A 12,584-nucleotide genomic window follows, 5' to 3' on the forward strand; every position below is an offset into this window, starting at 1 on the left:
AAGCCAATCCGGTCAGGATTTGGTATGGCCGGCTCTCCAGTCGCGCCCGTCTCACTCCGCTAAGGGCGACCGATCGTGACCACGACCTATACGAGCTACAAGCTGATCACAGCCGACTTGGGCAAGTCGCTGGAGCGCGTCGCCAAAGAGCCGGACGTTGCCCGCGAGACTGAATATTACCTCTCGAAGATCGGCGACATCAAAACCATCGATCAGTTCTTTGCTGACACGCGCCTCTACGACTACGCCATCAAGGCGCACGGTCTGGAAGACATGGGCTACGCCAAGGCCTTCATGCGCAAGGTGCTGACCGAGGGGGTCGACAACGAGGATGCCTTCGCCAACAAGCTGACCGACAGTCGCTACAAGGAACTGGTTGAATCGCTGAATTTCGCCCGCCATGGCGAGGCTGCCACCTCCTTCGATCGCGCCCAGAAGGGCGTCGTCGACAAATACGCCCGCCAGACGCTGGAGCAGAGTGCCGGCGAGGAGAATGCCGGCGTGCGGCTCGCGCTCTATTTCGCCCGCATGGCGCCGTCGATCACCAGCGGTTACGCCATCATTGCCGACGAGGCGCTGGCGCAGGTGGTGCGCACCACGCTGCAGCTGCCCGACGAATTCGCCGGCACCGAGGTCGATCGTCAGGCGGCCACCTATGAGGCCGCAATCGACCTTAAGGATTTCCAGGACCCGGCCAAGCTGACGGATTTTCTCGACCGCTTTACCGCCCTCTGGGAAATCAACAATTCAACGGACGGTTATGACCCGCTTGCGGTTTTCGGCTCGTCGAGCGGCTACGGCATCTCTTCCGACCTGCTCCTGTCCATCAACAGTCTGAAACTCGGGGGACGCTGAACGTGCAGACCGGTCTTTACGTCGCGATTTCGTCGCAGATGGCGCTTGAAAAGCGTCTCAACACCCTTGCCGACAATATCGCAAACTCCGGCACCGTCGGTTTCCGCGGCACGGAAGTGAAGTTCAACCAGATGCTCGGCGATACCAAGCCGACCAAGGTGTCTTACGTCAGCAAGGGCGAAGAGTTCCTCAATACCAGCAACGGTTCGCTGACGCGCACCGGCGGCGCGCTCGATTTCGCCGTCAAGGGCGACGCCTGGTTCCAGATCGACACGCCCTCGGGTCCGGCCCTGACGCGTGACGGTCGCTTCACCCTGACCGAAACCGGCGACCTGGTCACCATTCGCGGCTATCCGGTTCTCGACACCGGCGGCGCGCCGATCCAGCTCAATGGCTCGGCCGGCGACGTGACCGTCGGCGCTGACGGTGCTCTGCACCAGAACGGTGTCGCCGTCGCCTCGCTCGGCCTCTACCAGGCGGACTTCAGCAAGGGCTTCATGCGCCTCGACAACAGCGCCGTGCTCCCGGCGGTACAGCCGGAACCGGTCGTCGATCGCTTCGACGTCGGCGTCATGCAAGGGTTCCTCGAGGAATCCAACGTCAACGCCATCGCGGAAATGTCGCAGCTGATCATGGTCACCCGTGCCTTCGACAACATCACCGCGCTGATGCGTGACAGCGAAGGGTCGCTCGATGAAGCGATCAAGACACTCGGTGGCAGCCGCTAAGGCGTGACGGGAAACGGAATGGAACGCGAAGGCCTGAAGACGAGCGCCGCATCGACATCGCTGGCTGCCCTTGCCGGCCTGGTCGAACGCTACGCCAAACCTGAACACTCGATTGCGCCGGGCGGCCACGTCCAGACAATTTCTCCGGGCCACTATACCGTGACCGGCCTGTCGCGACATGTTCGGCTTGGCGATTTCGTTGCACACAAGAGTTCGACCGGAACGCATCTCGGCGAAGTGGTCCGGGTCGAGCCCGAGCGTGTCGTCGTCTGCCCGATCGAGCCGGGCGACCCCATCGGCATCCACGACACTGTCATCCGCAAGGGCGCCTTCCGCATTGCGCCGACCGACCAATGGTGCGGCCGAGCCATCAACGCGCTTGCCGAACCGATCGACGGCCTCGGCCCGCTGCTGCAGGGCGATGTCCGCCGCTCGATCTCCAATACGGCGCCGCCGTCGATGACCCGCAAGCGCGTGGAACAGGGATTCCGCACCGGCGTCCGGGCGATCGACATCTTTTCGCCGCTCTGCCTCGGGCAGCGCCTCGGCATTTTTGCCGGTTCCGGCGTCGGTAAATCGACGCTGCTGTCGATGCTTGCGCGCGCCGATGCCTTCGACAAGGTCGTCATCGCGCTGGTCGGCGAACGCGGCCGCGAAGTGCGCGAATTCATCGAGGACACACTCGGCGACAATCTTTCCAAATCGGTGGCCGTTGTCGCGACCAGCGACGAAAGTCCGATGCTGCGCAAGATGGCGCCGCTGACCGCCGTCACCATCGCTGAGCACTATCGCGACAACGGCGACAACGTGCTGTTGATCGTCGACAGCGTCACGCGTTTTGCCCATGCTATCCGCGAAGTGGCGACCGCGTCCGGCGAACCGCCGATCGCCCGTGGCTATCCGGCTTCGGTCTTTACCGAATTGCCGCGCCTGCTCGAGCGCGCAGGTCCGGGCGCCGAGGGGGCCGGCACCATTACCGCGATCATCTCGATCCTGGTGGACGGCGACAACCACAACGATCCCATCGCCGACTCGACGCGCGGTATTCTCGACGGGCACATCGTGCTCGAGCGCAGCCTGGCGGAAGAGGGGCGCTATCCGCCGATCAATCCACTGGCGTCGATCTCCCGTCTGGCGCGCAAGGCCTGGACGCCGGACCAGGAAAAGCTGGTGTCGCGGCTGAAGGCGCTGATCCATCGCTTCGAGGAAACGCGCGACCTGCGCCTGATCGGCGGCTACCGTCCGGGCGGTGACCCCGATCTCGACATGGCGATCAAGCAGGTGCCGGTGATCTACGACGTCCTGACGCAGACGGCGAGCGAGCCGCCCACACAGGATGCATTTTCCGATCTTGCCGGCGCGCTGAAAGCCGCGGCTATGGGCAATCAGCCGGGTGCTGCAGGGATGAGGCCGAGGTGATGGGTGTGACCGACTACGACGCGGACGAAACGATCCGCCAGCGCAAGCGTGATTCCCGCATGCCGATGATCGACAAGGCGCTGGCCGCGACCGGCATCATGCTGGCGGCTCTCGCGACCTTTTTCCCCTGGTATGCCTTCTTGAACCAGGACAAGTTCACGATGCCGCCGCTCTGGCAGGGCTCGACACGCGACCTGCCGGAAAAGCCGGCGCGCAGCGTCCTGTCCGTCTCGCCGTTGGCAATGTCCGACATGGATGGCGAGACCGTCGCGGCGATCGACCAGCTGACGACGGCGACCATTCCAAGCCTTGGAGGCGGTCCGGCCGCCGATGGTGCGGCACCGAAGGAAGACCTTGAGCAGCCGTTCCCGGGCAAGTCCGGCTTCAAGCTGATGCATGTCGCCAACGGCCGCGCTCTGATCGAGGACACGACCGGCATGTACATCGTGCGCATCGGCTCGATCCTGCCGGACAACAGCCGACTGGCGACGCTTGAAGAGCGCGATGGGCGCTGGGTGATGATCACGTCGAGCGGCGACGTCTATCGCGCCGACTGACCCGCCACCCGCATGTCCTGAAAGTCTTTCTCCGCTGCGGGTCCATCGCAACCCGCAGCGGATGATGTCGTGCGCATCCGGACGTGTTCGGGCACCAGCGCCAAGCTTGTTTCCAACGACAAGTCCCACGCAAGATTACCGACCTAGGTTCGCATCACCAAGCATGGAGCTTTTGATGCAACCGATTCAGCTTTTCGAACTCGCGTCCCGGCAGGCCCAGTGGCTGACCGTCCGCCAGAACGTGGTGGCCGGCAACATCGCCAATGCGAATACGCCGCACTACAAGGCCAAGGACGTCAAGCCGTTCGAAAGCGTGTTGGAAAACACCGGCATCCAGATGGCCGCGACCCACAAGGCGCACTTCACCGAAAGCCTCGAAGCCTCGCAGGTGGCCGAGGTCGGCATGCTCGACGGTGTTCAGATCCAGCAATCCGGCAACAGCGTCGCGATCGAGCAGGAAATGATGAAGACCGGTGAGATCAAGCGCGACTACGAGCTCAGTGCCGGGCTCGTCAAAGCGTTTCACCGAATGATGCTCATGACGGTACGGAAGTAACAACCATGGATCCTTTGACTTCGGCCATGAAGGTCTCGGCCTCCGGTCTGCAGGCGGAATCGACCCGCCTGCGCATCGTTTCCGAAAACATTGCCAATGCCCGCTCCTCCGGCGACGTACCCGGCGCCGATCCGTACCGGCGCAAGACCATCAGTTTTGCAGCCGAGGTCGACAGGGCCAGCGGCGCGTCGCTTGTCGAGATCGAGCGGCTCGGCACGGATGATTCGAACTTCACCATCGAGTTCGACCCGGGCAACCCGGCCGCCGACGAGAAGGGCATGGTCAAGATGCCGAACGTCAACATCCTGGTTGAAATGGCCGATATGCGCGAAGCCAACCGCGCCTATGAAGCCAACCTGCAGACGATCAAGCAGTCGCGCGACCTGGTTTCCCAAACAATCGACCTGTTGAGAGCATCACAATAATGATCGACGCAATTAATTCTGTCGGCGCATTTTCGGTCATGAAAGAGGCCGAAGGTACTCGCCTTACGTCCTCTTCGTCGTCGATTTTCGGTGCGGCTGCCACTACCCCGGCGGCTCCGCAATCCCAGAGCTTTGCCTCGGTTCTCGGCGACATGGCGACCGACGCCATCGGCGCCATGAAGAAGGCCGAAGGTGCCTCGCTCGACGGCATCCGCGGCCAGGCGAACACCCGCGAAGTCGTCGATGCGGTGATGAATGCCGAGCAGTCGCTCCAGACCGCAATCGCGATCCGCGACAAGGTGGTGACCGCCTACCTCGAAATCGCGCGCATGCAGATCTGAAGGAACGAGACATGAAGGCCCTTTCCATTGCCGCAACCGGCATGAACGCCCAGCAGCTGAACCTTGAAGTGATCGCGAACAACATCGCGAACATCAACACGACCGGCTACAAGCGTGCCCGCGCAGAGTTTTCCGACCTGCTCTATCAAACCGAGCGCGCCCAGGGCGTGCCGAACCGTTCCAACCAGGCGATCGTTCCGGAAGGCGCGATCATCGGTCTCGGCGTCCAGACGGCCGCCGTGCGCAACCTGCATATCCAGGGCAGCCTCGTCAGCACCGGCAACGACTATGACCTCGCACTGGTCGGTCGCGGCTGGTTCCAGGTCGAAACGCCGGATGGAGAGACGGTCTATACCCGTGCGGGCGCCTTCAACAAGAATGCCCAGGGCCAGCTGGTCACCATCGACGGCTACACCGTCGTGCCGGGCATTACCGTTCCGCAGGACGCCACCGAAATCGCCTTCACCAGCTCCGGCCAGGTCATGGTGCGCATCGGCAACGATCCGGCGATGCAGGAGATCGGCCAGCTGACGATCGCCAACTTCATCAACGAAGCGGGCCTCGAGCCGCAGGGCGAAAACCTCTTCAAGCAGACGCCGGCCTCCGGCGAGCCGATCGTTGGCACGCCGGCAGACCCGGGCTTTGCTCTGATCAAGCAGAAGTATCTCGAAGCGTCGAATGTCGATCCGGTCAAGGAAATCACCGACCTGATCTCGGCCCAGCGCGCCTATGAGATGAACTCCAAGATCATCCAGGCCGCAGACGAAATGGCGGCTACGGTGAGCAAGAACCTCAGGTAACGGAAGAGGGGGCAAACATGACGTTTCGCCGGGCCGCTGAAATGACAGCTCAGAAGGACGGTTCCGCGCCAAGGGCGCGGCACGTGGTGGCGGGCATTTTGTTGGCCGCCGCTTTCCTGTCGCCTTCGGCAGGCCTTGCGGAACGGCTGACGGCGGTCATCCCCAAGCAGACGATCTACCCCGGCGAAGCGATCGACGCGAGCAGGCTCGAGGTCGTCGACGTGACCAACCCCGATCTGACGGACGGCTACGTCAGGACGTTGAGCGAGATCGACGGCAAGGTCAGCAAGCGCACGCTGCTTCCCGGCCGCGTCATCCTGGCCTCCGCGCTGCGCGAGCAATACGCGGTCGAGCGCGGCTCCACGGTCCGTCTGGTCTTCAGCAATGGTGGCCTCACCATCAGCGCTGCCGGTTCGCCCCTTCAGGACGCCGCGATCGGCGATCTGATCCGGGCCCGCAACATTGATACTGGCGTTATCGTTTCCGGAACGGTGATGGCCGACGGCACGATACATGTGGTGGCGAAATGAAAATGCTTGCCTGCAAATGGTTCCTGGCGCTGGCCGTCGCGCTGTCCACAGCGATGACGCCCGCCTTCGGCGCGTCACGAATCAAGGACGTCGCCTCGCTGCAGGCCGGCCGTGACAACCAGCTCATCGGCTACGGCCTCGTTGTCGGTCTTCAGGGAACGGGCGACAGCCTGCGCTCGTCGCCGTTTACCGATCAATCGATGCGCGCCATGCTGCAAAACCTCGGCATTTCGACCCAGGGCGGTGAATCGCGCACGCGCAACGTCGCGGCCGTTCTCGTCACGGCAAACCTGCCGCCCTTCGCCAGTCCCGGCAGCCGCGTCGACGTGACGGTCGGGTCGCTTGGCGATTCCACGTCGCTGCGCGGCGGCACCCTGGTGATGACCTCGCTCTCGGGCGCGGACGGCCAGATTTATGCCGTCGCCCAGGGCTCGGTCGTCGTCACCGGCTTCAATGCGCAAGGGGACGCGGCAACACTCAATCAGGGCGTCACGACTTCCGGTCGCGTGCCGAACGGCGCCATCATCGAGCGTGAACTGCCGTCGAGGTTCAAGGACGGCTTCAATCTTGTGCTGCAGCTGCGTAACCCCGACTTCTCCACCGCGGTCGGCATGGCGGCGGCGATCAACAAATATGCCGCCGGTCAATATGGCGGCCGCATCGCCGAAGCCCGGGACTCGCAGGCCGTTCTCGTCGAAAAGCCGAAGATGGCGGACCTCGCGCGGCTGATGGCGGACATCGAAAACATCGTCATCGAAACCGACGTCCCGGCGAGGGTCGTCATCAACGAGCGAACCGGCACGATCGTCATCGGTCAGGACGTGCGCGTCAACGAGGTGGCCGTCAGCTACGGCACCTTGACCGTGGAGGTCAGTGAAACGCCGACCGTTGTTCAGCCGCTGCCGTTCTCGCGTGGCCAGACGGCGCTGGAGCCGAACACCACCATCCAGGCACAGTCCGATGGTGGCACGGTCGCCATTCTCAACGGCTCGAGCCTCCGATCCCTGGTCGCCGGTCTCAACAATATCGGCGTCAAGCCCGACGGCATCATCGCCATCCTGCAAAGCATCAAAACGGCTGGGGCCCTTCAGGCGGAGCTTGTCCTGCAATGATGAACATCGATCGTCTTCTCGGAAGATCCAGCAATGTCCTGCTCGCCTTGGCTGCCGTCGCTTCGATGCTAGCAATGCCCGGCGCGTTTGCCCAGGACGTCACCGCGCCGCCTGCCAGCAACGCCACCGTCAACGAAATCCAGCAGTTCTGCACCAATATCGCCGATGCCGCCCGCGACCAGCGCTACGTTCTGCAGCGCAAGGAACTGGAAGCGCTTCAGGCGAATGTCGACGACCGGATCGCGACGCTCGAAAAGCGGCGCGAGGAATACGAAGACTGGCTGAAGCGCCGCAACGAGTTCCTCAAGCAGGCCGAGATCGGCCTTGTTGGGATCTACAAGACGATGAAGCCGGATGCTGCCGCGGGCAAGCTTGAAATGGTCAATCCGGAGATTGCGGCCGCGATCGTCATGCGCCTGCCGCCGCGCCAGTCGTCGTTGATCCTCAGCGAAATGAGCGACGAAAAGGCGGCCATCCTCACCAACATCATCTCGAGTGCCATCGATCCGAACACCTCGAAGGAACCATCATGAAAATGCGTCTAACGGCCGTATTGGCCGCAGGCCTCCTCGCGGGATGTCAGAACCAGGCCTTCAACGAGATCGGCCGCGCGCCGGCCATGAGCCCGATCGGCAGCGGTCTGCAATATACCCAGACGCCACAGCTTGCGATGTATCCGAAGGAGCCGCGCCACGTTGCCAACGGCTTCTCGCTCTGGAACGATCAACAGTCGGCGCTGTTCAAGGATGCCCGCGCGCTCAATGTCGGCGACATTCTGACCGTCGAGATCGCCATCAACGACAAGGCGTCGTTCGACAACAAGACCGACCGCAGCCGCAAGAACACCAGCGGTTTCAATATCGGCGCAAGCGGCCAGTCGGAAGCCAGCGACTTCGGTTGGTCGGGTGACCTGGAATACGGCTCGAACACCAAGACCGAGGGCGACGGCTCGACCGAGCGGTCTGAAAAGCTGCAGCTGCTTGTGGCGGCAGTCGTCACCGGCGTGCTCGAGAATGGCAACCTCCTGATCAGCGGTTCGCAGGAAGTGCGCGTCAACCACGAGCTTCGCATCCTCAATGTCGCCGGTATCGTGCGCACGCAGGACGTCGATGCCAACAACGTGATCTCCTACGACCGCATTGCCGAGGCGCGCATTTCCTATGGTGGCCGTGGCCGCCTGACCGAAGTGCAGCAGCCGCCTTACGGCCAGCAGATCATGGACCTGATTTCGCCGATCTGATCGGCAGGGAATGGCAAGATGGAAGAACTCGAAACCGCCGCGCCCGCGAAATCACCTTCGAAGGTGATGACGATCGCCATCGTCGCCGTCCTGACGCTCGTCGCCGGCGGCGGCGGCTGGCTCGTCGGCGGTGCGCTGGCGCCACCGCCGCCCAAGGAACAGGTGGAAGCGACCAAGGACATCGCTCCGAACGCGACAGGCGAGGAGGGCGTGCCGAAGATCGCCACCGAGGCCAACGGCGTCGTCCAGCTCGAGCCGATCACCACGAACCTTGCCTATCCCTCGGAAAACTGGATCCGGATCGAGGTGGCCTTGCAGTTCGACGGCGTTCCCGACCCGGCCATGGCCGAGCAGATCCACCAGGATATCGCCGCCTATCTGAAAACCGTGTCGCTGCAGCAGATTCAGGGCCCGCGCGGCTTCCAATATCTCCGGGATGACATCCAGGAACGGGTTGACCTGCGCTCAGATGGGCGCGTAACCAATGTCATGTTCAGAACCTTCGTCATTCAATGATTCGCTAAATGATCCGGCTCATCGCCTTCATAGTCGCCATGATGGCGATGTCCGGAATCGCCGGCGCCCAGAGTTTTCCCTCTGACATCTTGAACACGCCCATCGACGGCTCGGCCGCGTCCTGGATCATCCGCACGTTCGGCCTTTTGACCGTTCTTTCGGTCGCGCCCGGCATCCTCATCATGGTCACCAGCTTTCCGCGCTTCGTGATCGCCTTTGCCATCCTGCGCACCGGCATGGGCCTGGCAACGACACCGTCGAACATGATCATGGTTTCGCTGGCGCTGTTCATGACCTTCTACGTCATGGCGCCGACTTTTGATCGCGCCTGGCGCGATGGCATCGATCCGCTGATGAAGAACCAGATTACGGAAACAGAAGCGCTGCCGCGCATCTCCGAGCCGTTCCGTGAATTCATGCTTGCCAACACACGCGACAAGGACCTGCAGCTCTTCATCGACATCGCCAAGGAAAAGGGGCAGACCGTCGTCGTCGACGACAAGGTCGATCTGCGCGCCGTCGTTCCCGCCTTCATGATCTCCGAAATCCGCCGCGGCTTCGAGATCGGCTTCCTCATCATGCTGCCGTTCCTGGTGATCGACCTGATCGTCGCCACCATCACCATGGCGATGGGCATGATGATGCTGCCGCCAACGGCAATCTCTCTGCCCTTCAAGATCCTCTTCTTCGTGTTGATCGACGGCTGGAACCTGCTCGTCGGCAGCCTGGTGCGCTCTTTTAGCTGATCCGCCACCTCGCCGCTTCTCTTCGTTGTTAATCATTGGTTTGCTGCCCCGCGCCGACGTCTGCGTGGGGTTGCCGCCAGCGCAGACGTCCCCACGTCGACCTCACTTCAAGGAATTATGTGGCACGTTGGGGGCGCCAACCGCGCCGTGATGACGAACGAAAAAACCCCGCCGGGTTGGCGGGGTTTCAGGCGAAGCCTGGGTGCCGACGGTTGATTCCGCCTGCGTTTATTGTGCAAAGGGCGTCGTGCGTGCCGGCAGGGCCGGAACGTCGATGAGCGCGGGCTCCAGTCCGTTCTTGGCGCGGTCGGCCATCATCTCATAAGCCTGCTCGAGGTGGCGGCAGAAGCGCTCTGCGTCGAAGAGCGGCATCTGCAGCCGGTTGTCGTCGAGCCTCTGCTTGTATTCGGCGATCTTGTCGCGGTTTGCGTAGAGAGCGACCGCTTGCTCGATATAGTCGTTGATATCGGTGGTAACGAGTTCCGGCACGCCGATCGCGCGCAGCAGACTTTCGCTGACGCGCGAGGCAAAGTGGGTGCCCTTGGGTGTGAGTACCGGCAAACCCATCCACAACTGCTCGGACGTCGTGGTGTGTCCGTTACAGGGGAAAGTGTCGAGGCCGAGGTCGGCGGCTGGGATACGCGCCAGGTGTTGTTCGTACTCGATCTTCTCGCTGAAGATGATGCGTTTGGTGGCGATGCCGTAGCTCTGGAAACGGCGCAGGATATGCGCCTGGGCTTCCGGCTTGAGGCGCATCAGCCAGAGAACGCTGTCGGGCGTCCTGCGCAGGATCTCGGCCCAGGCCTTCATGGTTTCGACGGTGATCTTGCGGTTGGCATTGAATGACGCGTAGACGAAAGCGTCTTCCGGCAGACCCGCTTGCTCGCGTGACATCGTAGGAGGGCGTGGCCGGCCGGCCGGATCGTTCGGCTGGTAGGTCTCGGGCAACCGGCAGAACCGCTCGTAGTAGTACTCCTCGCTGCCATCTGGAAGAACGTAGCGGTCGCCGATGATGTAATCGAGATCGACGTTTACGGTGGTGCCGGGGAAGCCGAGCCACGCGACCTGCACAGGGGCGGTCTTGTGGTTGACGATGGTGACACGGCTGTTCATCGTGTGACCCTTGAGATCGACGAGAATGTCGATCTGTTCGTCGCGGATCGCTTGCGCTGCCTGCTCGTCGCAGAGGTGTTCGACACGTACGATCTTGCCCCAAGTCTGGCGTTCTTCGCCTGCCAGCGGCAGGTACTTCTCCGGCGTGTAGCAGAAGAGCGTGACGTCGAATTTTTCGCGGTCATGCGAGGTGAGGACGGCCTTCAACAGCTTCATTGTGGCGTGTGGCGCCCAGAAGTCGTTCGAAAGGTAGCCCACACGTATCTTCTTGCCCCAGGAGTGCGGCATGTTGCGGCGTTCCTGGGGCAAATCAGGTGCGAACGGCCGATCCAGCGCTCCTGCAAGTCGGTTAAGTTTTTCGTCGCGGCACCAGTGCAGGTTGTAGAACGGCGTTTCGGCGCGAAAGAACTTGCGGTTGACCGACTGTACGACGCGCTCCAGTGCCTGCGCATAATTGTCGATTTCGCCGAAGTTGTTTACTTCCTGCATGAAGACGAGATAGGCCGAAAGCAGCACCAGATTGGACGGGGTCCTCCGGAACAGGTTGGTGACGATTTCACGGTCTTCGCTGTTGCCGACGTCAGACGTCAGCAGCTTCGCGGCAAGCACCTGATGCTCATGCTGGGGGCTCATTGAGAGCGTCGATTTGAAGGGGCCGAGAATCTCCGGCTGGCTGCGCTTCAGGAACAACGTCACGATGATGTAAGCCAGCTCGGGATCGGACTTTGCCTGCTCAAGCAAGGGTCGGCCGAGACTGAGGGCCTGGTCGTCATTGCCGCAAGCGAAATGCAGCTTCATCGCCTCGGCCAGGAAATGCTCGGAACGCAATCCGCCTTCTTCGCCGGCCAGCTGATAGGCTTGCGCGGCATCGCTCCGAAAGCCGAGCTTCAAAAGCACCTTTGCCAAAAGCGCATAGGTCTTGGCATCGCGGGTGAGATCGAGCAGCTGATTGAGAGAGCTGAGCGCCTCGGTGTACTGGCCTTTTTGATACTGCCGCGAAGCGGAAGAGAAGATGGTGTGGGCGTTCAAGGGAAGCTCCATGGAATAAGCGCAACCGTTGTCACCGCGCGAGCCTGTGCAACGTCAATGTACCAAGATACCGTTTTGAAGCAGAAACCTTGCCCCAGGCGGGATTGTTGAGCGATTTGCGTATTGTTTCCCAAGAAATGCGGCGTGGCTAAAGTCATTCGCGCGAGACGGGGAGAAGTTAAAGTAACGTCCTGTTAACCATCGGATTTTGCTTGGGAAATATCTTGCTACCTTAATGAAATCGCAAGCATTGGGGGTGATATTCACCCTCACATGACGGGTTTGGTTTCCTTCACTTGAGTGAGCGGAGCCGAGTGGCATGAAGCCGGTCCGTCATTGCCGGTAGACGTATTCAGTCCGGTATGTCCCCAACCGTGTAACCTTGTAAATTTGAGGGACAGTCTCATGACTTCTATTATGACCAACAACTCGGCAATGGCCGCACTCTCCACGCTGCGCTCGATCAATTCCTCGATGGAAACGACGCAGGACCGTATTTCGTCCGGCTACCGCGTTGGTAACGCTTCCGACAACGCCGCCTACTGGTCGATCGCAACGACCATGCGTTCGGACAACAAGGCCCTCGGCACGGTTCAGGACGCACTCGGCCTCGGCGC

General features: G+C 61.7%; 15 protein-coding genes and 1 pseudogene. 15 read left to right on the plus strand and 1 reads right to left on the minus strand.

The window, feature by feature from the left end; all coding sequences use genetic code 11:
- Positions 1-75 precede the first annotated feature (75 nt).
- From BC363_RS21495 to fliP, 14 genes are all read left to right on the plus strand, one after another.
- A complete protein-coding gene (locus BC363_RS21495) occupies positions 76-855 on the plus strand; it encodes a DUF1217 domain-containing protein (protein ID WP_065784655.1) in 780 nt (259 codons plus the stop codon).
- Between the two features lie 2 nt (positions 856-857).
- Positions 858-1,583 (plus strand): flagellar basal-body rod protein FlgF, encoded by a 726-nt coding sequence (flgF, locus tag BC363_RS21500; protein ID WP_065784656.1) that lies wholly within the window; start codon positions 858-860, stop codon positions 1,581-1,583.
- A gap of 18 nt (positions 1,584-1,601) precedes the next feature.
- Positions 1,602-3,002, plus strand: coding sequence for a flagellar protein export ATPase FliI (gene fliI, locus BC363_RS21505; protein ID WP_025425916.1), 1,401 nt, complete (start codon positions 1,602-1,604; stop codon positions 3,000-3,002).
- A complete protein-coding gene (locus BC363_RS21510) occupies positions 3,002-3,559 on the plus strand; it encodes a flagellar protein (protein WP_065784657.1) in 558 nt (185 codons plus the stop codon). The genes fliI and BC363_RS21510 overlap by 1 nt, the downstream gene beginning before the upstream one ends.
- Positions 3,560-3,734: 175 nt before the next feature.
- A complete protein-coding gene (gene flgB / locus BC363_RS21515; protein ID WP_053250510.1) occupies positions 3,735-4,115 on the plus strand; it encodes a flagellar basal body rod protein FlgB in 381 nt (126 codons plus the stop codon).
- Between the two features lie 5 nt (positions 4,116-4,120).
- Entirely contained in the window at positions 4,121-4,540 is a 420-nt protein-coding gene (gene flgC, locus BC363_RS21520; RefSeq protein ID WP_053250468.1) for a flagellar basal body rod protein FlgC, read from the plus strand.
- A complete protein-coding gene (locus tag BC363_RS21525) occupies positions 4,540-4,881 on the plus strand; it encodes a flagellar hook-basal body complex protein FliE (RefSeq protein ID WP_065784658.1) in 342 nt (113 codons plus the stop codon). The genes flgC and BC363_RS21525 overlap by 1 nt, the downstream gene beginning before the upstream one ends.
- An 11-nt stretch (positions 4,882-4,892) precedes the next feature.
- Positions 4,893-5,681, plus strand: coding sequence for a flagellar basal-body rod protein FlgG (flgG, locus tag BC363_RS21530; protein ID WP_065784659.1), 789 nt, complete (start codon positions 4,893-4,895; stop codon positions 5,679-5,681).
- A gap of 41 nt (positions 5,682-5,722) precedes the next feature.
- Positions 5,723-6,211, plus strand: coding sequence for a flagellar basal body P-ring formation chaperone FlgA (gene flgA, locus BC363_RS21535; protein ID WP_244512776.1), 489 nt, complete (start codon positions 5,723-5,725; stop codon positions 6,209-6,211).
- Positions 6,208-7,323 carry a flagellar basal body P-ring protein FlgI gene (locus BC363_RS21540; RefSeq protein WP_065784661.1) on the plus strand — a complete coding sequence of 372 codons (1,116 nt, stop codon included), beginning with the start codon at positions 6,208-6,210 and terminating at the stop codon, positions 7,321-7,323. Before flgA ends, BC363_RS21540 begins: the two co-directional genes overlap by 4 nt.
- A complete protein-coding gene (locus BC363_RS21545; protein ID WP_065784662.1) occupies positions 7,320-7,856 on the plus strand; it encodes a MotE family protein in 537 nt (178 codons plus the stop codon). Before BC363_RS21540 ends, BC363_RS21545 begins: the two co-directional genes overlap by 4 nt.
- Positions 7,853-8,563: a flagellar basal body L-ring protein FlgH gene (gene flgH / locus BC363_RS21550; protein ID WP_065784663.1), complete on the plus strand. Its 711-nt coding sequence runs from the start codon at positions 7,853-7,855 to the stop codon at positions 8,561-8,563. Before BC363_RS21545 ends, flgH begins: the two co-directional genes overlap by 4 nt.
- An 18-nt stretch (positions 8,564-8,581) precedes the next feature.
- A complete protein-coding gene (locus tag BC363_RS21555) occupies positions 8,582-9,079 on the plus strand; it encodes a flagellar basal body-associated FliL family protein (protein ID WP_065784664.1) in 498 nt (165 codons plus the stop codon).
- 8 nt (positions 9,080-9,087) lie between these two features.
- A complete protein-coding gene (gene fliP / locus BC363_RS21560) occupies positions 9,088-9,825 on the plus strand; it encodes a flagellar type III secretion system pore protein FliP (protein ID WP_065784665.1) in 738 nt (245 codons plus the stop codon).
- Positions 9,826-10,053: 228 nt separating this feature from the next.
- On the opposite strand, the gene BC363_RS21565 is transcribed toward fliP, so the two are convergent.
- The gene (locus tag BC363_RS21565; protein ID WP_141690394.1) at positions 10,054-11,967 is read right to left on the minus strand and encodes a glycosyl transferase; all 1,914 of its coding nucleotides are present in this window, start codon (positions 11,965-11,967) and stop codon (positions 10,054-10,056) included.
- 405 nt (positions 11,968-12,372) lie between these two features.
- On the opposite strand from BC363_RS21565, the pseudogene BC363_RS21570 reads away from it, so the two are divergent.
- Positions 12,373-12,584: pseudogene (locus BC363_RS21570) on the plus strand (flagellin); the annotation flags it as partial.

Origin of the sequence: Ensifer sp. LC384, assembly GCF_001695865.1 — a bacterium.
Lineage (GTDB): Bacteria > Pseudomonadota > Alphaproteobacteria > Rhizobiales > Rhizobiaceae > Ensifer.

Excerpts from the sequence above, each read along its gene's own strand:
- fliI (WP_025425916.1), top strand. The coding sequence starts at position 1,602 with ATGGAACGCGAAGGCCTGAAGACGAGCGCCGCATCGACATCGCTGGCT.
- BC363_RS21510 (WP_065784657.1), top strand. The coding sequence starts at position 3,002 with ATGGGTGTGACCGACTACGACGCGGACGAAACGATCCGCCAGCGCAAG.
- flgB (WP_053250510.1), top strand. The coding sequence starts at position 3,735 with ATGCAACCGATTCAGCTTTTCGAACTCGCGTCCCGGCAGGCCCAGTGG.
- flgC (WP_053250468.1), top strand. The coding sequence starts at position 4,121 with ATGGATCCTTTGACTTCGGCCATGAAGGTCTCGGCCTCCGGTCTGCAG.
- BC363_RS21525 (WP_065784658.1), top strand. The coding sequence starts at position 4,540 with ATGATCGACGCAATTAATTCTGTCGGCGCATTTTCGGTCATGAAAGAG.
- flgG (WP_065784659.1), top strand. The coding sequence starts at position 4,893 with ATGAAGGCCCTTTCCATTGCCGCAACCGGCATGAACGCCCAGCAGCTG.
- flgA (WP_244512776.1), top strand. The coding sequence starts at position 5,723 with ATGACAGCTCAGAAGGACGGTTCCGCGCCAAGGGCGCGGCACGTGGTG.
- BC363_RS21540 (WP_065784661.1), top strand. The coding sequence starts at position 6,208 with ATGAAAATGCTTGCCTGCAAATGGTTCCTGGCGCTGGCCGTCGCGCTG.
- BC363_RS21545 (WP_065784662.1), top strand. The coding sequence starts at position 7,320 with ATGATGAACATCGATCGTCTTCTCGGAAGATCCAGCAATGTCCTGCTC.
- flgH (WP_065784663.1), top strand. The coding sequence starts at position 7,853 with ATGAAAATGCGTCTAACGGCCGTATTGGCCGCAGGCCTCCTCGCGGGA.
- BC363_RS21555 (WP_065784664.1), top strand. The coding sequence starts at position 8,582 with ATGGAAGAACTCGAAACCGCCGCGCCCGCGAAATCACCTTCGAAGGTG.
- fliP (WP_065784665.1), top strand. The coding sequence starts at position 9,088 with ATGATCCGGCTCATCGCCTTCATAGTCGCCATGATGGCGATGTCCGGA.